Source organism: Brevibacterium sanguinis, assembly GCF_039528855.1.
GTDB lineage: Bacteria > Actinomycetota > Actinomycetes > Actinomycetales > Brevibacteriaceae > Brevibacterium > Brevibacterium sanguinis.
Genome location: NZ_BAAAMB010000005.1, coordinates 377,688 through 394,989, shown reverse-complemented (window position 1 = coordinate 394,989; position 17,302 = coordinate 377,688). Strand labels below are relative to the sequence as shown.

The 17,302-nt window shown below is 68.8% G+C and carries 15 protein-coding genes and 1 tRNA gene; 10 read left to right on the top strand and 6 right to left on the bottom strand.

Annotation, left to right across the window (positions count from 1 at the left end; genetic code table 11):
* The first annotated feature begins 115 nt into the window (after window positions 1–115).
* A complete protein-coding gene (locus tag ABD154_RS06605) occupies window positions 116–1,330 on the top strand; it encodes a metal-dependent hydrolase family protein (RefSeq protein ID WP_198499021.1) in 1,215 nt (404 codons plus the stop codon).
* Between the two features lie 119 nt (window positions 1,331–1,449).
* Complete coding sequence (locus tag ABD154_RS06600) at window positions 1,450–2,133, top strand: DedA family protein (RefSeq protein ID WP_198499020.1); 684 nt, start codon at window positions 1,450–1,452, stop codon at window positions 2,131–2,133.
* 82 nt (window positions 2,134–2,215) lie between these two features.
* On the opposite strand, the gene ABD154_RS06595 is transcribed toward ABD154_RS06600, so the two are convergent.
* A complete protein-coding gene (locus ABD154_RS06595; RefSeq protein WP_198500992.1) occupies window positions 2,216–3,637 on the bottom strand; it encodes a sugar porter family MFS transporter in 1,422 nt (473 codons plus the stop codon).
* Between the two features lie 338 nt (window positions 3,638–3,975).
* Here ABD154_RS06595 and ABD154_RS06590 point away from each other — a divergent pair, with 338 nt between their 5' ends.
* Window positions 3,976–5,178, top strand: a complete 1,203-nt coding sequence (locus ABD154_RS06590) for an MFS transporter (RefSeq protein WP_198499019.1) — start codon at window positions 3,976–3,978, stop codon at window positions 5,176–5,178.
* Window positions 5,179–5,360: 182 nt separating this feature from the next.
* Here ABD154_RS06590 and ABD154_RS06585 read toward each other — a convergent pair.
* A tRNA-Pro gene (locus ABD154_RS06585) sits at window positions 5,361–5,434 on the bottom strand.
* A 232-nt stretch (window positions 5,435–5,666) separates the two neighbouring features.
* On the opposite strand from ABD154_RS06585, the gene gcvH reads away from it, so the two are divergent.
* Genes gcvH through ABD154_RS06565 form a run of 4 tightly spaced genes read left to right on the top strand, consistent with a single transcriptional unit; the run spans window position 5,667 to window position 8,844 of the window.
* The gene (gene gcvH, locus ABD154_RS06580; RefSeq protein ID WP_198499018.1) at window positions 5,667–6,071 is read left to right on the top strand and encodes a glycine cleavage system protein GcvH; all 405 of its coding nucleotides are present in this window, start codon (window positions 5,667–5,669) and stop codon (window positions 6,069–6,071) included.
* A complete protein-coding gene (locus ABD154_RS06575; protein WP_344250675.1) occupies window positions 6,071–6,943 on the top strand; it encodes an FHA domain-containing protein in 873 nt (290 codons plus the stop codon). Before gcvH ends, ABD154_RS06575 begins: the two co-directional genes overlap by 1 nt.
* Before the next feature lie 40 nt (window positions 6,944–6,983).
* The gene (locus ABD154_RS06570; RefSeq protein ID WP_232623623.1) at window positions 6,984–7,436 is read left to right on the top strand and encodes a bifunctional nuclease family protein; all 453 of its coding nucleotides are present in this window, start codon (window positions 6,984–6,986) and stop codon (window positions 7,434–7,436) included.
* Window positions 7,437–7,449: 13 nt separating this feature from the next.
* Entirely contained in the window at window positions 7,450–8,844 is a 1,395-nt protein-coding gene (locus tag ABD154_RS06565; RefSeq protein WP_198499016.1) for a class II 3-deoxy-7-phosphoheptulonate synthase, read from the top strand.
* 154 nt (window positions 8,845–8,998) lie between these two features.
* Here ABD154_RS06565 and ABD154_RS06560 read toward each other — a convergent pair whose 3' ends face one another.
* Together ABD154_RS06560 and ABD154_RS06555 are read right to left on the bottom strand one after the other, a co-directional pair.
* Window positions 8,999–11,218 carry a protein kinase domain-containing protein gene (locus tag ABD154_RS06560; RefSeq protein WP_198499015.1) on the bottom strand — a complete coding sequence of 740 codons (2,220 nt, stop codon included), beginning with the start codon at window positions 11,216–11,218 and terminating at the stop codon, window positions 8,999–9,001.
* On the bottom strand, window positions 11,215–12,330 hold the full coding sequence (locus ABD154_RS06555; protein WP_232623622.1) for a lytic transglycosylase: 1,116 nt from the start codon (window positions 12,328–12,330) through the stop codon (window positions 11,215–11,217). The genes ABD154_RS06560 and ABD154_RS06555 overlap by 4 nt, the downstream gene beginning before the upstream one ends.
* A 128-nt stretch (window positions 12,331–12,458) precedes the next feature.
* Between ABD154_RS06555 and ABD154_RS06550 the strand changes: the two genes are divergently transcribed.
* Window positions 12,459–12,809 (top strand): Rv2175c family DNA-binding protein, encoded by a 351-nt coding sequence (locus ABD154_RS06550; RefSeq protein ID WP_137826473.1) that lies wholly within the window; start codon window positions 12,459–12,461, stop codon window positions 12,807–12,809.
* Between the two features lie 5 nt (window positions 12,810–12,814).
* Here the strand turns inward: ABD154_RS06550 and ABD154_RS06545 are convergent, their stop codons facing one another.
* Both ABD154_RS06545 and ABD154_RS06540 read right to left on the bottom strand, forming a co-directional pair.
* Window positions 12,815–13,993: a polyprenyl synthetase family protein gene (locus ABD154_RS06545; protein ID WP_198499014.1), complete on the bottom strand. Its 1,179-nt coding sequence runs from the start codon at window positions 13,991–13,993 to the stop codon at window positions 12,815–12,817.
* A complete protein-coding gene (locus tag ABD154_RS06540) occupies window positions 13,990–14,508 on the bottom strand; it encodes a hypothetical protein (RefSeq protein ID WP_232623621.1) in 519 nt (172 codons plus the stop codon). Before ABD154_RS06540 ends, ABD154_RS06545 begins: the two co-directional genes overlap by 4 nt.
* 58 nt (window positions 14,509–14,566) lie before the next feature.
* Here ABD154_RS06540 and dinB point away from each other — a divergent pair, with 58 nt between their 5' ends.
* Window positions 14,567–15,802: a DNA polymerase IV gene (dinB, locus tag ABD154_RS06535; protein WP_198499013.1), complete on the top strand. Its 1,236-nt coding sequence runs from the start codon at window positions 14,567–14,569 to the stop codon at window positions 15,800–15,802.
* A gap of 295 nt (window positions 15,803–16,097) precedes the next feature.
* The gene (locus tag ABD154_RS06530; RefSeq protein ID WP_198499012.1) at window positions 16,098–16,511 is read left to right on the top strand and encodes a DUF3040 domain-containing protein; all 414 of its coding nucleotides are present in this window, start codon (window positions 16,098–16,100) and stop codon (window positions 16,509–16,511) included.
* Window positions 16,512–17,302 lie beyond the last annotated feature (791 nt).

Sequence of the window (17,302 nt, the reverse complement as noted above, 5' to 3'; positions counted from 1 at the left end):
GCACGTGAACGCCGGTATGACGTGGCACACGGTGACGTGATAGATGTGAAGGATCACGGGGATCGGTCGGCCGGTCCCGCTGCGACACCCATCCACGATGCTGAGGAGAGCGCCCATGGTCACGGTTTTCACGAACGCGAAGGTCTTCGACGGCACCCGGTTCGTCCCCGGACGGCGCGATGTCGTCGTCGACGGCGATCGGATCACCGCGATCACCGAGGAGGGGCAGGGGTCCCACAACGCCGGCGACGAGTTCGTCGACGCCACCGACCGCACGCTCGTGCCCGGCATCATCGACTGCCACGTCCATCTCATGAGCGCGGGCGCGGCGAATGTCTCGGCATTCCACGACCCGTTCTCCCTCCAGTTCTACAACTCCGTGCGGCACATGGCCGACACGCTCGCCGGCGGGGTGACGACGGTCCGCGACGCCGGGGGCACCGACCTCGGGACGAAGACGGCCGTCGAGACCGGGGTCGTGCCCGGGCCGCGGCTGACGATCGCGGTCAACATCATGTCCCAGACCGGCGGGCACGGGGACAACCACCTCGTCTCCGGCGCCGAGTCCCCGTTCCTCGCCGCCCACCCCGGTCGCCCCTCGGGCGTCGCCGACGGTGTCGAGGGGGTGCAGAGGAAGGCTCGTGAGCTGCTCCGGGCCGGGGCCGACCACATCAAGATCTGCTCGACCGGCGGGGTCCTCTCCCCGCGGGACGATCCGCGCCACTCCCAGTTCTCCGACGCTGAGATCGCGATGATCGTCGCCGAGGCGGCCGCCCAGGGAGCGCACGTCATGTCCCATGCGCAGGGCGCACCGGGCATCAAGGCCGCGGTGCGCGCCGGTGTCCGCTCGATCGAGCACGGCATCTACCTCGACGACGAGGCGATCGACCTCATGCTCGAGCACGGCACGTTCCTCGTCCCCACCCTGCAGGCGCCGCGGGCCGTCATCAAGGCCGCCGAGGCGGGGGCGAACATGCCGCAGTCGGTCATCGACAAGGCGAAGACCGTCATCGACGCCCACCACGATTCGATCGTGCGCGCCCACGAGGCGGGGGTGCGGATCGCGATGGGCACCGACGCCGGAGTCGGCCCGCACGGGGAGAACCTCGAGGAGATCAGCCTGCTCGCCGGGGCCGGGCTCTCCGGGGCCGAGGCGCTCGCCGCCGGCACCTCGGTGGCCGCCGACCTCCTCGGCCACGAGGACCGCGGGCGCATCGCTCCCGACCTCCTCGCCGACCTCGTCCTCATCGACGGGGACCTCAGCACCGACGACGTCCGCGGCATCGAGGACCGGGTCAGCCAGGTGTGGCTCGGCGGCGTGCGCGTGTGAGCGGGTGCGGCTGAGATTCCTCGTCTCGCCGCATCCCAGGTTAGGGCGGACTAACCTGGGATGCCGTAGACTCGAAGGGTGAGCACGAAGAGCACCCGGAACGGTGAGGCGCAGCGCCGATGAACCCCCTCGACTGGTCGTTCCCCGTCGCCGTCACGTGGCTCATCCTCTTCGGCATCATCCTCGCGCGCGCCGGGGGCACCTACCTGCTCGGGCGTCTCGCCCGCAACGGCATCCGCCGCATTGACCGCGTCGACCGGCTCATGTCGGGACGCAAGTACCGCAAGGCGGAGGCGATGATCAACCGCTACGGCTCTCCCGTCATCGCGCTGAGCTTCCTCACGGTCGGGCTCCAGACGGTCCTCAACCTCGCTGCGGGCACCTCGGGGATGAGCGCGCGCCGATACATTCCGGCGCTCATCATCGGCGGCTCGGCGTGGGCGCTCGTCTACTCGACCGTCGGCTTCCTCGGCTTCCAGGCGCTGGCGAAGGCCTACGCGCTCGCCCCCGGCCTGACGGTCGGACTCGTCGCGTGCTTCGCGCTCGCGGTCGCCGGTCTCATCATCGGCCTCAAGCGCAAGGACGACCCTGCTCAGATGGACTATGCCAGCGACCCTGACGCGGCCGACTCCGGTGATGCCGCGGACGCCGACGGTGCCGACGCCGACACTGGTGACGTCGGCGATGCTGATGCCGGTGCCGCCGGCGCCGGTGACGTCGGCGACTTCAGTGACTCCGGCAGCTCCGGTGAGGCGCGCGCCGGGCAGGCACGGTCGTCCCGCGCCTCCGACGACAACGCCTGACCGCCTCGGTGCAGGTGACGCTCCGACCGCCTCGGCGCGGGTGACCACCGACCGCCTACGGCGAGAGGTGAGAGCGGTCGGGTCAGGGCTTGTGGGTGGGGGAGACGTCCTCGCTCATGTCCTCGAGTTCGATGCCCTTCGTCTCCGGAACCTTCCACCACACGAAGAAGAAGGAGAGGACGGCGAAGAACGCGTAGAAGCCGTACGCGAAGGTGAGGCTGATGTCGGCGAAGATCGGGAACGTCGTCGAGATCGCGAAGTTCGCGACCCACTGCGCTGCCGCGGCGACGGCGAGGGCGGCGGCGCGGATCCGGTTGGGGAACATCTCGCCGAGGAGGACCCAGGTCAGCGGACCCCACGTCGCACCGAAGCCGACGACGAAGACGTTCGCGGAGATGAGGGCGATGACCGACCAGGGGGCACCGAGCTCGGCGCTCGTCGTGCCGTCGGCGGCGGTGACGAGTTCGGCGAAGGAGAACGCGATCGCCATCATCGCCAGTGAGACGCCCATGAGCAGGGAGCCGGCGAGGAGCATCTTGCGGCGCCCGACCCTGTCGACGAGGAGGATCGCGACGATCGTCACGACGATGTTCGTCACCGAGGTGATGACGGAGGTGAGCAGGGCGCTCGACTCGTCGAAGCCGACGGACCTCCACAGGGTCGTCGAGTAGTAGAAGATGACGTTGATGCCGACGAACTGCTGGAAGACCGACAGCAGGATGCCGATCCACACGATCGGCTTGAGGCCGAACCGCTTGCCGATGAGGTCGCGGAACGACTCGCGCTCCTCGCGCTTGAGCGATTGGCGGATGCGGTCGATGAGGGCGTCGGTGTCGACGACGCCGGTGAAGTCGCGGAGCACCTTCGCCGCCTCCTCCTCGCGGCCACGGGCGACGAGGAAGCGCGGGGACTCCGGCAGTCCGAGGGCGGAGAGACCGTAGATGAGGGCCGGGATCGCCTCGACCATGAACATCCACCGCCACGTGTCGATGCCGAACCAGAACGGGGCCGAGGCGCCACCGGAGACCGTGGCGAGCAGCGCATTGGACAGCAGTGCGGCGAAGATGCCGGAGACGATCGCGAGCTGCTGGAGGGATCCGAGGCGTCCGCGCACACGGGCGGGGGAGACCTCGGCGATGTAGGCGGGAGCGATGACGGAGGCCGCGCCGACGCCGAGGCCGCCGACCATGCGCCAGATGATGAGGTCGGTGACGCCGAAGGCGAGTCCCGAGCCGATCGCGGAGATGAAGAAGAGGATCGCGGCGACGACCATGACGGGAAGGCGACCGAAGCGGTTGGCGAGCGATCCCGCAAACCATGCACCGACGGCGCAGGCGATGAGCGCCGAGGAGACGGCGAAGCCCTTGAGGAACGCGTCGAGACCGAAGTCGGTGGCCAGGGCGTCGACGGCGCCGTTGATGACCGCCGTGTCGAAACCGAAGAGGAACCCGCCGAGGGCGGCGGCGATCGAGATGCCGATGATGCGGGAGGACACCCGCTCCATTCCGTGCAGCCGGTTGTCGGCTGGGTTCTGAGACGTGGACACGGGAGGTCTCCTTGGGTGATTCGGTCGCCCGGAACCGATCATCCCGGGTGCTGTGCGTCACCCAGGGTACGCCAGGTCGGCGGGCACGGGCGACTGCCGCGCTGCCGTGTCCGCCGACCTGGCCGCACGCGTGGCTCGCGATCGCGGGCGGACAGGATCGATAGGGTGGGGACCATTGTGCCGGCCGGTGACGGACCGCAGCGACTCGCCCGGCACCGCCGAGGTCCCGGAGGACAGCGTGCCGAGGCACAGCAGGCCGAGGCGCAGCAGTCCGGAGAGCACGGGAGGGAGAGACGATGGGACAGCGGAGCACGCCGGGATTCGCGGGCGTTGCGGGAGCGGGAATCTACTTCTCGTCCAACGGCGCCGCGTTCGCCGCCCTCCTGCCGTGGTACCCGCTCCTCATCACCCGGCTGGGTCTGAGCGCGTGGGAGTTCGGGCTCGTCGTCGCCTCCTTCGCCGTCGGGGCCATCGCCTCCTCCATCCTGCCGGCCCGGCTCATCGGCCGCTTCGGCGCGAACGCGGTCGTCGTCGGCGGCACCGTCCTCCTCGTCGCGTTCGTCGCGCTCACCGGATGGTCGACGAGCGGCTGGATGATGGCCGGCTGCCTCTTCCTCGTCGGAGTCTGCGACGCCATCGTCGATGTCGCACAGAACGTCGTCGGTATCGGCGTCCAGGAGAACCGGTCGCGGATCATCCTCTCCTCGATGCATGCGCTGTGGAGCCTCGGCGGTCTGCTCAGCGGTGCCCTGGCCACAGCGGCCGCGGCGGCGGGCATGGACATCCGGCTGCATCTCCTCCTCGTCGCGGTCGGCTGCCTCGTCCTCGTCATCGTCGGGCGGTGGCTCATCGGGGGAGAGGGCCGGCAGTGGGGCAGGCACATCATCGACGACGCCGAGGCGGCCCGTGCACCGGCCCCGGGACCCGGGCGCAAGCGCCGGATCCTCATCGCCGCGCTGCCGCTGGCGATCGTCGCGGTCTGCGGGACCGCGGTCGAGGACATCGCGAACAACTGGGCGGCGCTCGCCGCCGTCGACATCGCGGGTCTGCCGGTGACGATGGCCGGGATCGGATTCAGCATCGTCATCGGCAGCCAGTGCGTCGGCCGCTTCACCGGCGATGTCCTCGTCGGCCGGTTCGGGGCGGGACGGATCGCCCGCCTCGGCGGCGTCCTCATCGCTCTCGGAGGTCTCGGGGCGGCGACCGCGGTCGAGCCGGTGCAGCTGCTGGTCTCGCTCGCCGCGCTCGGATACGGCTCGGCGACGCTCGTGCCCGGGGCGCTCAGTGCCGCCTCGCGCCTTCCCGGTGCCGGGCGGGCGGCCGGAGTGACGCTCGTCAACTGGATCATGCGCATCGGGTTCATGGCGACGAGTCCGCTCGTCGGGGTCATCGCCACCGCGACCAACCTGCGCTGGGGCCTCGGGCTGCTCGTGGTCATCGGGGCGGCGACCGTCGTCTTCGCCGGCCGCTTCGACGGTGAGCGGCAGCGGGAGGACTGACCGCGCAGGAGAGCTCGTTCGCGGTTCCGGCGACGCCGAGAACGGACCCGGCATCGCTGCGCACACGGCGCCGAGGGGGCACCGGGCGGCGCACCGAGGGCGCACCAGGCGGCGAGGGTGCTGCGGGAATCGAAAGGAAATGAAAAATGTGCCGCGACATCAGTCGCGACACATTCGATCGGTCGGGCTAGCGGGATTTGAACCCACGACCTCTTCACCCCCAGTGAAGCGCGCTACCAAGCTGCGCCATAGCCCGTTGCTCAGCACCCGTGCCGGGGCAACGTGGTCAAGCCTATAACGATCGCTCCCGAACTTCCAAAATTGCGGTTCGTGACCTTCGACAAACTAGTATCATCCCAGGTAGTCACCTGAGAGACAGGGGTCTGCTGACTTGTCGTCAGAGGGTCAGTAACATTTCTGTTTCGTGATTGTTATGTAAGCACTCCAGGCGGCTATGCTTGGAACACCGACAAGCTGGAGGAGTCGACATGGCGGAACTGGATTTTCCAGTCTCTTACCTATACTCACGGGACCACGAGTGGGTCCACACCACGGAGAACAACGTCGTCTACCGTGTGGGTATCACCGATTTCGCCCAGTCCCAGCTGGGCGACGTCGTCTATGTCGACCTGCCCGCAGTCGGAGATTCGATCACCCAGGGCGACTCCTGCGGAGAGGTGGAGAGCACGAAGAGCGTCTCCGATCTCATCGCGCCTCTGTCCGGCACCGTCACCGAGATCAACGAGGCGCTCTCCGACAAACCTGAGACCGTCAACTCCTCTCCCTATGAGGACGGCTGGATGTACCTCGTCGAGGCGAGCGATCCCGAACAGGTGATGGGCCTGTTGGACGAGGAGCAGTACCATAAGCTCGTGCAGAGCGAGGAGGCATAATGTCGCAGAACAATGACCAAGGGCGCCGGAATCCCTCGCAGCCGTGGTACGACAACGGAGAAGTTCCGCAGTCGAAGAAGTTCCCCTTCGGCACCGGAAACGATGGCGCCGACCAGGATCAGGGCCGTGACGGTCGTGGCAACACGCCTGCCTACGGGCAGCCGCCGGTTGAGGATGCGCCTGCCGCGCCGAACTTCGGACAGAACCAGCCGCAGCAGAACCAGGGCGACGGCGGACACGGCCGGCACGCCGATCACCCCACAGGTGAGCAGCCTCCCGGCCGATACGGCCAGCAGGACGACTACACCCAGCAGGGTCAGTATCAGCCGCAGGGCTATGACCAGCAGGGTCAGTACGCTCAGCAGGGTTACGATCAGCAGGGCTACAGCCAGCAGTCCGGCGGCCAGCAGGGCTATGACCAGCAGAACCAGGGTGGTCAGCAGTACCAGGGCGGCCAGCAGTATCCGGGCGCGCAGAATGCCGGCGACTCGGGTCAGCAGCCGTTCCAGGGAATCCTCGACCCGCACACCGGTGAGATCCACCCCGTGCCGGACCTCGACGGACTCCAGGACACCGACGCCCTCCTCGTCGTTGTGTCGGGACCGGACTCCGGTTCGCAGATCCTCCTCGACACGGATGTCGTCACGGTGGGCCGCAGCCCGAACGCCGACATCTTCCTCGACGACGTCACCGTGTCGCGCAAGCACGCTGAGTTCATTCGCACCCCGAGCGGATTCACCCTGCGCGACACCGGGTCGCTCAACGGCACTTATGTCGGTCGTCAGCTCATCGACTCCATCGAACTGCAGAACGGCGCGGACGTGCAGATCGGGAAGTTCAGAATGATCTTCCAGCAGCGCCCGCGCTCCTGACCGGGGGATAATGTCAAACGTCGAAGTTGAGGTTGTCGGTGTGCGCATCGAAATGCCCGCCAACCAACCGATCCTTTTGCTCAAGGCCAATGAGCCCGCCTACTACCTGCCGATCTGGGTGGGTGCGATCGAAGCGAATGCGCTCTCGATCGCGCAGCGGGGCCTGACCCCGCCGCGGCCGATGGCCCATGCTCTGCTCCTCGACGTGCTCGCCGCCCATGACGACGAACTCGCCGATGTGACCATCACCGGTCGCGACGGACAGATCTTCCTCGCCGAACTCCACACCGAGGACGGCAAGACGATCTCCGCGCGCCCCTCGGACGCCGTGACCCTGGCCCTGACGGCAGAGTGCCCGGTCTACGTCGACTCCGATCTCCTCAAAGACGCCGGCATCGAAGCTCCCGAAGCAGACGAAGAGGAAGTCGCCCAGTTCCGCGACTTCCTCGACAACGTCTCCGCGGAGGACTTCGAGACCGGTGAAGAAACGTAACGAAAGAACTGCAGTGAGCCTTCATATCGATCCGGTCTTCGCCCACACCGACATCGCCGCAGCCGGCACCGACGACCTCAGCGGTCTCGACGACTGGCGGACGATGGATGCGAAGCAGCAGCCGACGTATCTCGATGCCGAAGCGCTCGAAGACTCCCTTGAGAAGCTGCGCAGCTACCCGCCGCTCATCTTCGCCGGAGAAGCCGACGTGCTCAAGCAGCGGATCGCCGCGGCCTCCCGTGGTGAGGCGTTCGTCCTCGCCGGCGGCGACTGCGCCGAATCCTTCGCCGGTGCCCAGGCCGACAAGATCCGTGCCCGCGTCCAGACCGTGCTTCAGATGGCGGCCGTGCTCACGTACGGCGGCTCGATGCCAGTCGTCAAGATCGGCCGCATGGCCGGACAGTTCGCCAAGCCGCGGTCCGCGGACATGGAGACCCGCGACGGCGTCACGCTGCCGTCGTTCCGCGGCGACATCGTCAACGGCTACGAGTTCACCGAGGAGTCGCGCCGGCACGACCCGAACCGCCTGCTCCAGGGCTACCACGTCTCCTCCTCGACGCTCAATCTCATCCGCGCCTTCACGCAGGGCGGCTTCGCCGATCTGCGGCTCGTCCACGAATGGAATCGCGGCTTCCTCACGTCGAACCCCGGCTACCAGCGCTACGAGCAGACCGCGCGGGAGATCGATCGGGCGATCCGGTTCATGGACGCCTGCGGCGCCGACTTCGATGCGCTGCGCACCACGGAGTTCTACTCCGCCCACGAGGCGCTCCTGCTCGAGTACGAACGGGCACTGACCCGCATCGACTCGCGCACCGGACTGCCCTACGACGTCTCCGGCCACTTCCTGTGGATCGGGGAGCGGACCCGGGAGATCGACGGCGCCCACGTCGACTTCCTCTCGAAGGTGCAGAACCCGATCGGCGTCAAGCTCGGCCCGACGGCGACCGCCGCCGACGCCATGGCGCTGGCCGAGAAGCTCGACCCCGACGCAGAGCCCGGACGCCTCACCTTCGTCACCCGCATGGGCGCCGGCAAGATCAACGACGTCCTCCCCGAGCTCCTCGCCGGCATCGGCGACCAGCTGCCGCACGTCACCTGGGTCAGCGACCCGATGCACGGGAACACGATCACCTCGAGCACGGGATACAAGACCCGGCGCTTCGAAGACGTCATGGCCGAGGTCGAGGGCTTCTTCGCCGCTCACCAGGAAGCCGGCACGGTCCCCGGCGGTCTCCACATCGAACTCACCGGTGACGACGTCACCGAGATCATGGGCGGGGCGACGGAGATCGACGACGAAGGCCTGCGCCGCCGCTACGAGACGCTCGTCGACCCGCGCCTCAACCACGACCAGTCGCTCGAGATGGCGTTCCAGGTCGCGGAGTACCTCACGCGCCGGGGCTGAGTCCGCGCGGTCTCGACCGCGGGGCCCAGCCGACGCGGGCCCGTCCCAACCTCAGGTTGCGGGACACAAGGGCGCCCCTCGCAATCACCATCTGCGAGGGGCGCCCTTGTTGTGTCGCCGCCGGATCAGCCCGTGAGCTGTGCCAGGGCTTCGGTCACTTGCCGTCCTTGTCGGCTTCGTCCTGCGGCTTCTCGTCCTTGTTCTCGTCGGCGGGCTTCTCCTCCTTGCCCTTCGAGACGCGGACGATGACGAGGGAGTTGTACGGTTTCGCCTCGGTGCTCTTGGGCCACTGGAAGACGACGTCGCCCTTGGGGACGGTGTCGGAGAAGACCTCTTCCTTGCCGACGCGGAATCCGCGCTTCGTCAGCGTGGCGAAGGCCGCATCGTAAGACAGGCCCTCGACGTTGGGCACGGCGATCGGTTCGGGGCCCTTCGAGACGACGAGGTCGACGGCCGTGTCGTGCGTGAGCTCCTTGCCCTGGTCCTCCGAGGCGCTGATGACGCGCCCCTTGTCGACCGAGTCGCTGTACTCCTCGCTGACGTCGCCGACGGCGAGGCCGGTGTCCTCGAGCGCCGACTTCGCCTCATCGCCGGTCTGGCCGACGAGTTCGGGGACCGCGAACATCTCCACGCCTTTCGAGACGACGAGCGTCACCGTCGATTCGGGGGAGAGCTCCGTGCCTCCGACCGGTTCGGACCCGACGACGGTGCCGGCCGGGACCTGGTCGTCGAAGACCTCCTGCCGCTCCGTCGTCAGCCCGCTGTCCTCGACGGCTGCGGTCGCCTCGGCGACGGGTTTGCCGGCTAGCTGACCGGGAACGATCGACGTCGGGGTCGGCAGGTTGGCGATGACGAGCCAGGCCACGAGGACGATGACCGCTGCGACGGCGACGAGGGTCGTGGCCAGGCGACGGCGCCTGCGGCGCTTCGGATCCGTCGAGGCGGCCGCCGCCGTGACGGGGGCACCCGCCTCGTCCGCGTCGCCCCCGGACGGATCGGCCTGCGCAGACGCGGTGCCGGTGCCGGACCCGGATCCGGCCACAGCGGCGACCGCAGTTCTCGCGCCGGTCTTCGACTTCTTCGTCTTCGACGTGCGGACAGGAGCCGCCGTCGACTCAGCGTCGCGGTCAGGGGTGTCGGCGTCGGAAGTCTCGTGGTCGGGCGTATCGGAGGAGTCCCCAGCGGACGACTCCCCGGAGGCCTCGTCGCCACCGGTCGGCGATTCATCGCGCAGTGCGGTGGCGGTACCGCCGGCACCGGCCGATCCTGCGCTGCCGGATGCGGCGACGGCACCGGCTGCGACTCCGGCACCGACGGCAGTGCGTCGGTTCGCGGTCTCGTCGAATCCGGCCCTCGCCTCGTCGGGTGTCTCCTCTTCGGCGGCCTCGTCGGCTTCGTCGTCTTCGAGGTAGGGGATCTCGTCGGTGCGGGACTTCTTCTCCTTCGGCACATCCGAGCCGAGGTCGATGCTCGCGGTCAGGGCGGGGGAGTGCTCCCCGGCGACCGCCTCGGGGTCACCGAAATCGAGCTCGGCATCGCTCATGTGGGCTCGTGCCTCGGCGAGGGCGCTGCGGAACTCAGCGGCATCCGCGGGCCGGTCGTCGGGGTCCTTCGACGTCGCCCAGAGGACGAGGGCGTCGAGGCGGGGGCTCAGCCCCGGCACCCGTTCCGACGGCGGCGGCACCGTGTCGTGGACGTGCCGGTAGGCGACCTGGATGGGCACGTCGTCGGTGTAGGGCTGCGTCCCGGTGAGCATCTCGTAGAACATGATGCCGACGGTGTAGAGGTCGGTGCGGGCGTCGGCACCGGCGCGGGTGACGAGCTCGGGGGCGACGTAGCCGACGGTGCCGATGAGGGTCTTCGTCGTCGTCGCCGAGGTGACGGCGCGGGCGAGCCCGAAATCGGCGAGCTTGACCTGGCCGTCGGTGCCGAGCAGGACGTTGTCGGGTTTGAGGTCGCGGTGGATGATGCCCGTGGAGTGGACCGCCTCGAGGGCGGCGAGGATCGCGTCGAGGACGACGATCGCCTGCCGCGGGGTGAACGATCCGCGGTGCTTGAGCTCCCGGCGCAGCGTCACCGAGGGCAGGTGCTCCATGACGAGGTAGACGATGTCGCCGTCGCGTGACTGATCGTGGATGGCCACGAGGTTGGGGTGGGTGAGGCGACCGGCGTTGATCGCCTCCCGGCGGAACCGCTCGACGAACGTCTCATCGGAGATGAGGTGCTCGTGCATGACCTTGATCGCGATCTCGCGGTCGAGGCGCAGGTCGGTTCCGCGGTAGACCATCGCCATGCCGCCGCGGGCGATCTTCGCGTCGATCCGGTAGCGGTCGTTGAGGACCACGCCGATGAGCGGATCGGGCAGCGCGTTCATCGTGCCTCCTCCCAGCGGCCCCGCTGCATCTGCACGGCGCGGACGAAGGCCTTCGTCTCCGGCAGCAGTCCGTCCTCGCGCACCGTCCGCAGGTCCTGGTAGTAGCCGGCGAGTGCTTCGGTCTCGGATTCGGCGGTCTCGACGAGCCAGCCGAGGATGACGGTTCCCGCGACGATGTTGTCGGCGATGTCGAGCAGGTCGAGGCTGCGTCCGACGATGTCGCTGGCCCACCGGCCGGAGCGGGGCGTGACCTGCATGATCCCGATCGCGTTCCCGGCCGAGACCGTGGCGTGCTGGAAACCGGACTCCTGGGCGGCGACGGACTGCATGAGGGCCGGGTCGGCGCCGAGCTCCTCGGCGATCTGCGCGACGAGGAACCGCGCCTGCTCCGGGGTCGGATGGGTGCGGGCGAGCAGAGTGGCCTTGTTGAGGCGGGCGGCATGGACGACGCTCGGGCGGATGCCCTCGGCACCGGCGACCTGCGGCAGCGCCTTGGGGACGTCCGGTGCGTGGCGGCGCGGACGCGCTGCGCCGTCGCGCAGGAGGAGCAGTTCGCCGACGCGGATGAGCGAGTCATCGCTCATCGCGTTCGCGCGGCGCAGCGTGCCCGGGGAGATCCCGTGGGTCGCGGCGATCCCGGCAAGCGTCTCGCCCGGGGTGACGACGTGGGACGGGTCGGTGTCGGGCAGTTCGTTCTTCTCCGGCAGGGAGAGGACCTGCCCTTGGCTGAGATTCTGCCGCGGCGAGATCCGGTTGAGGTCGGCCAGGGCGGGCACGGAGACGCCGTGACGGCTCGCGACCGCGTAGAGCGTGTCGCCCTGCTTGACCTTGTAGGTGCGACCGCCGTGGGTGACGGGCACGGTCTCGCTCTGCGTGCCCGCGGTCCACTGCGGTCCCGAAGTCGGCGCTGTCGAAGCCTGTGCTGCGGTGCCCGTCTGGGACGCACCCCGCTGGGACGGCGCTTCCGGGGCAGGCGTCGGGGCCGCCTCGGCGGTGTCGGCATCCGCTCCCGCAGGGCGGGGGATCGGGCCGGTCGAACTCACGCGTGAGGCAGCACGGATGTCAGGGGCGGCGGTGATGGGAATCTGCGATTTCCGTCGCGTGCTAGTCATCTGTCACCTGTTCGGCTTCATTTCTCTGGGGAAGTTTCAACCACCAGCGTATCGAGTACCCCGCTCCGGACCCGGGATTGCCGCCCGCATGGCGGCGTGTTTCTTCCCGATTTTGCTAGGCTTGAGGGGTGAATACGGAAGAACTCGTCCAGGACTGGGAAACCCTGCCGGACATCGCGGAATCAACCGGTCTCGGCATCTCCCAGGTGCGCAGACTCCTCGAAGACGGCGCGATCTGCGGGTACAAGCACGGCGACCCCAAGGTGCTGCGGGTGCCGTCCGCGTTCTTCGTCGACGGCGCGGTGCTCACCCCGCTCAAGGGCACGCTGAGCACTCTCAAGGACGCCGGTTTCGACGCCGAGGAGTCGATCAAATGGCTCTTCACCCCCGACGACTCCCTGCCGGGACGCCCGATCGACCTGCTCCGCGCCGGCAACCGCAAGGAAGTCCGCCGCCGCGCCCAGGCGCTCGCGTTCTGACTGCCTCAGCGCTGCCGATAGCTCAGCTTCGTCGCGAAGTCCTCGAGCCGTTCGACGGCACCCTCGCCGAGGCGGAACGCCGTCCCGGCACCGGTTGACCCTGCGGCGTCGAGCGCCTGCCCATCGTCGGACCACCGGCGCAGCTCGCTCAGCGCCTCCCCGTGCTTGATCGCGATGAGCTCCTCGACGGCGGCGAGTCCGCCCGCCTCGGCGAGCATCGTCACGGTCTCGGCCACCTCGGCGTCGCTGAGGTCGCCGACCCCGAGGCGCGCGGCGAGGATCTCCCGCCGTTCGGCGGGCATCCTGCGCAGGCTCTCGGCGATGAGCACGGTGCGCTTGCCCTCACGGATGTCGTCGCCGGCGGGCTTGCCGGTCGCTGCCGGGTCGCCGAAGATGCCGAGGACGTCGTCGCGCAGCTGGAACGCCTGTCCCAGCGGCAGGCCGAAGCGGGAGAGCGCGGCGAGCTGCTCGTCGCTCGCCCCGCCGAGAGCCGCGCCGAGGAGGAGCGGCTGTTCGACGGAGTACTTCGCCGACTTGAAGCTCAGCACCTCCCACGCCCGTTCGCTGATGCGGTCATCGTCGAGGGGGATCACCTCGGCGCGGACGTCGAGGAACTGTCCGACCATGACGTCCCGGCGCATCTGCGCGCGCAGAGCCTGCGCCGTGACCGACCCGGAGAGGGCGTCGCACGCGGTCTCGTAGATCTCCTCGCTCAGGGCCAGGCAGATGTCGCCGATGACGATCGCCGCGGCGACCCCGAACGGCTCCGCCTCGCCCTGATAGCCCAGCGCCGCGTGGAGGGACTCGAAGCGGCGGTGGAGGGCCGGCTCGCCGCGCCGGGTGTCCGAGTGGTCGATGACATCGTCGTGGATGAGGGCCGCGGCGTGGAGGAGCTCGAGGGAGGCGGCCGCCTCGGCGAGTGCCGAACGCGTGGTGTCCGTCCCGTCACCGAGACGGCGCCCGCCTCCGGTGGCGAGCTGATAGCCCCACCACAGGAGGACCGGGCGGATCCGCTTGCCGCCCCGGGTGAAGTCTATGAGCGCGGTGCCGATCTCCGCCGTATCGGGCGAGATCGCCTCGAACTCAGCCGCCTTCGCGGTGAGGAAGGAGGAGATGCCGGCCGCCACCTCGGCGGCGATGTCCGCGGGAGCGTCGAGGGACTCGACGCGGTCGGGCGAGGTCACGGAGCGATGGTCCCGCCGAGCGACACGATCGAGGCCTTCGGGTCGGCGGGGTCGTCGCTGACGGTGAGGACGAGCATGCCGTCGTTGTCCTTGTGACGGAAGTTCACGACCTGGGCTGCCTTCGTCAGCGACCCGTCGCCGAACGTCTCGAACCCGGCCTGCTCCAGCTTCTCGGTGTAGGACTTGACGATGTCGTCGGGTTCGGCCTCCGCCCGCATGACGATGCTCACCTGGTCGAGCGTGCCGGACTCCGCCTGCGCGCGCGAACTCGAGATCACCTCGGCGCCCTCATAGGGGGCCATGAAGTCGGGGAGCTCGGCCTGCGTGGGGGCCGCCTCGGTGGGGGTCGGGCTCTCGGTTCCCGCATCGCTGGGAGCGGCAGTGGCGTCGGTCTGCGTCGCGGACTCCGATGGGGTCGACGTCGACTGGGACGTCGGGTCGCTGGGTCCCGAACATCCGGCGAGGACAAGGCCGAGGGCAAGCGTCATCGTCGTGACAGTGCTGCGCGATACCATGGTCACAGATTACCCGCAGACCGTGCGGGAGCCGAAAAGTTCGATCCGTGGGTGGGACATGAGCCGCAAGCAGCTGGCCCGTTCCGGCGGTGACCTCGAGCACCTGGGAACGGATGACACGGGAGCGACGATGCTCCATCTCGACATGGATTCGTTCTTCGTCTCCGTCGAGCTGCTCTCGCGTCCCGAACTCGTCGGCAGGCCCGTCATCGTCGGCGGCAGGGCCGGTCGCGGCGTCGTCGTCTCCGCCAGCTACGAGGCCCGTGAGTTCGGGGTCCACGCCGCGATGCCGATGTCCCGGGCCATCGGTCTGTGTCCGATCGCCGAGGTGATCCCCTCCTCCCATGGCCTGTACTCCGCGTATTCGAAGCAGGTCTTCGACCTCGTCGCCGAGGTCACCCCCGATGTCCTCCAGGTCAGCGTCGACGAGGCGTACATCGACGTCTCCGGGGCGGTGCGCAGGCTCGGGTCCCCGGTCCACATCACGACACAGCTGCGCGCGGAGATCGAGGAGCGCACGGGACTGAGCGCATCCGTCGGGATCGCCGGGTCGCGGGTCGTCGCCAAGCTCGCCTCGGCGCGGGCGAAACCGCACGGCCAGCTGCTCGTTCCGCTCGCCGCGACCCGGGACTTCCTCGACCCGATGCCGATCGAGGCGCTGCCCGGCGTGGGGGAGAAGACGCAGGCGGGGTTCGCGAAGTACGGCATCCGCCTCATCGGCGATCTCGCGGCGATGGACGAAGCATGGGTCGGGCGCGTGTTCGGGGCGCATGGGCACCACCTGTGGCGCAGCGCGCACGGACTCGACTCCCACGGCATGGATCGGCAGGTCAAGGACCGGTCGATCAGCGCCGAGCACACGTTCGGCGCTGACGTCTGGGACCTCTCGGAGCTCGAGCATGAGCTGCTGCGGCTCTGCGACAAGGTCGCGCACCGGGTGCGGGCCGAGGGGAAGGTCGCGACGACGCTCGGGCTCAAGTACCGACTCGACGACTTCACGACGCTGTCCCGGTCGATCACCCTCGAAGCTCCCACCGATCTGGCCCGGGAGATGTACGAGGCGCTCGGCCCGGCGCTGCGCGGACTGCGGGCGCAGCGGACCAAGGGCGTCCGGCTGCTCGGAGTCCGCGCTGCCGGGCTCATGGACTTCGCCGTCAGCGGCCGGCAAGCCCGGTTGGACGAACCCGAGCACGCCGGACGCGAAGCAGAGGTGGCCCTCGATGATGTGCGGCGCCGGTTCGGCACCGAGGCGATCTCACAGGCCTCCCTCCTGCGCCGGCACCCCAAGCGCTGACGTTCACGGGAGCCCGGGACGGGGGCGCCGAGGCGCGACCAGCGGGTTTCGGACATGGCGTGAGAGGGAGGTCATCGCCCCTCGCGGGGGCTCTGGCCAGGGCCGTTGTTCGCCCGGAGGGACGGGAGTCGGAGGCTGCGTCACGGACTGCGCACAGGGCGCGCGTTCAGCCGCGCTCAGTGAGTCTGAGGACGGGGTGGGAATACCCCCGCCTGCCCCGTTCCGAAGATGTTTTTTCAGTGTTCAGAGACTATGATTGGGGCAATAGGCCAGAGTAAGGAAACGGGGGTTCGACATGCCACTCTCCGATCACGAACAGCAGCTTCTCGATCAGCTGGAGAAGCAGCTGCGCAGCGAAGACCCCCGATTCGCACGCAACATCTCGGAATCCCAGGCGGCCGTGAGCGGTCCGGGCTTCTCGGCGAAGCGCTTCGTCGTCGGCATCCTCGTCGCCCTCGCCGGCCTCGCCGCGACGATCTTCGCGATCTCGATGGTCAATCAGGCGGTCGCGTGGATCGCCCTCGGCGTCGTCGGTTTCGGCCTCATGGTCGCGGGAATGTACTGGGCGTTCAGCCGTCCCGGACGCGTCGGCGATGGCGCGAAGAGCTCCTCGGGATCGGGGGCGGCGCCGAAGTCGAACGGCAAGAGCTCCGGTGGCTTCATGAGTCGCATGGAGGACCGCTGGGAGAAGCGCCAGCGCGGGGAATGAGCGTCCGGCACCAGTGAGTGTCGTGAGCCTCTGAGTTTCGAAGGGCACTGCGGATGAGCAATCATCCCGGTGCCCTTTCGCATGCCCCCACTCGCCGTCGCCTGCCCTCTCGCATGCAGTTTGACGTGTCGCCGCCCGTGGGCAGATGGACCTACCCGACCCGCCCGCGGTGGAACGCACCGCCGCCAGCGCACAGTGCGTTCCGTCGCCCGGCGCGCACGAATACTCACCGCCCTCATGCAGGTCCCGGCGGACTCGGGCTCTGTCCGGGCCGGAGGGCTCAGGTAAAGAACTGAGCTCTCGAAACGCAGGTGAGCCCAAACGGTGGCGGGAAGCCGGACGGGTCAGGCCGAACCGCGGTGTGCGCCAGTTGAGGCTGAAATGGCCAGTCCTTGTCATGGCCATCTCGGTTTGGCCTGGCGCAAAGTCGAGGTGGGCGAGTCGAGTGGCTGCGGGGAGGTCTCGGAGAGATGCCGCCGACTCCGCGCACAGATGCCGCTGGTCCGACACGCTGACTTTCGTCGGCAGCTCTGTCCGGGCCGGAGGGCTCAGGTAAAGAACTGAGCCCTCGAAACGCAGGTGAGCCCAAACGGTGGCGGGAAGCCGGACGGGGCAGGCCGAACGGCGGGGAGGCGGGCGGCGGCGCGGAAGCGCTGACCCCTACGCGGAGCGGCTTGTCCGCTGCGGAGCGTCGTGGACTCCGCGCGGCTGCGCTTGACCTCCGCGGAGCGCCGAATCATCGCCGTGCACAGGGATGATTCGGCGCTCCGGGTAGTGGTCGATCGCCGTTA

What these genes read in the sequence shown, in the direction of transcription:
- ABD154_RS06605 (WP_198499021.1), top strand. Translation starts at nt 116, where the DNA reads ATGGTCACGGTTTTCACGAACGCGAAGGTCTTCGACGGCACCCGGTTC.
- ABD154_RS06600 (WP_198499020.1), top strand. Translation starts at nt 1,450, where the DNA reads ATGAACCCCCTCGACTGGTCGTTCCCCGTCGCCGTCACGTGGCTCATC.
- ABD154_RS06595 (WP_198500992.1), bottom strand. Translation starts at nt 3,637, where the DNA reads ATGGAGCGGGTGTCCTCCCGCATCATCGGCATCTCGATCGCCGCCGCC.
- ABD154_RS06590 (WP_198499019.1), top strand. Translation starts at nt 3,976, where the DNA reads ATGGGACAGCGGAGCACGCCGGGATTCGCGGGCGTTGCGGGAGCGGGA.
- gcvH (WP_198499018.1), top strand. Translation starts at nt 5,667, where the DNA reads ATGGCGGAACTGGATTTTCCAGTCTCTTACCTATACTCACGGGACCAC.
- ABD154_RS06575 (WP_344250675.1), top strand. Translation starts at nt 6,071, where the DNA reads ATGTCGCAGAACAATGACCAAGGGCGCCGGAATCCCTCGCAGCCGTGG.
- ABD154_RS06560 (WP_198499015.1), bottom strand. Translation starts at nt 11,218, where the DNA reads ATGAACGCGCTGCCCGATCCGCTCATCGGCGTGGTCCTCAACGACCGC.
- ABD154_RS06555 (WP_232623622.1), bottom strand. Translation starts at nt 12,330, where the DNA reads ATGACTAGCACGCGACGGAAATCGCAGATTCCCATCACCGCCGCCCCT.
- ABD154_RS06540 (WP_232623621.1), bottom strand. Translation starts at nt 14,508, where the DNA reads ATGGTATCGCGCAGCACTGTCACGACGATGACGCTTGCCCTCGGCCTT.
- dinB (WP_198499013.1), top strand. Translation starts at nt 14,567, where the DNA reads ATGAGCCGCAAGCAGCTGGCCCGTTCCGGCGGTGACCTCGAGCACCTG.
- ABD154_RS06530 (WP_198499012.1), top strand. Translation starts at nt 16,098, where the DNA reads ATGCCACTCTCCGATCACGAACAGCAGCTTCTCGATCAGCTGGAGAAG.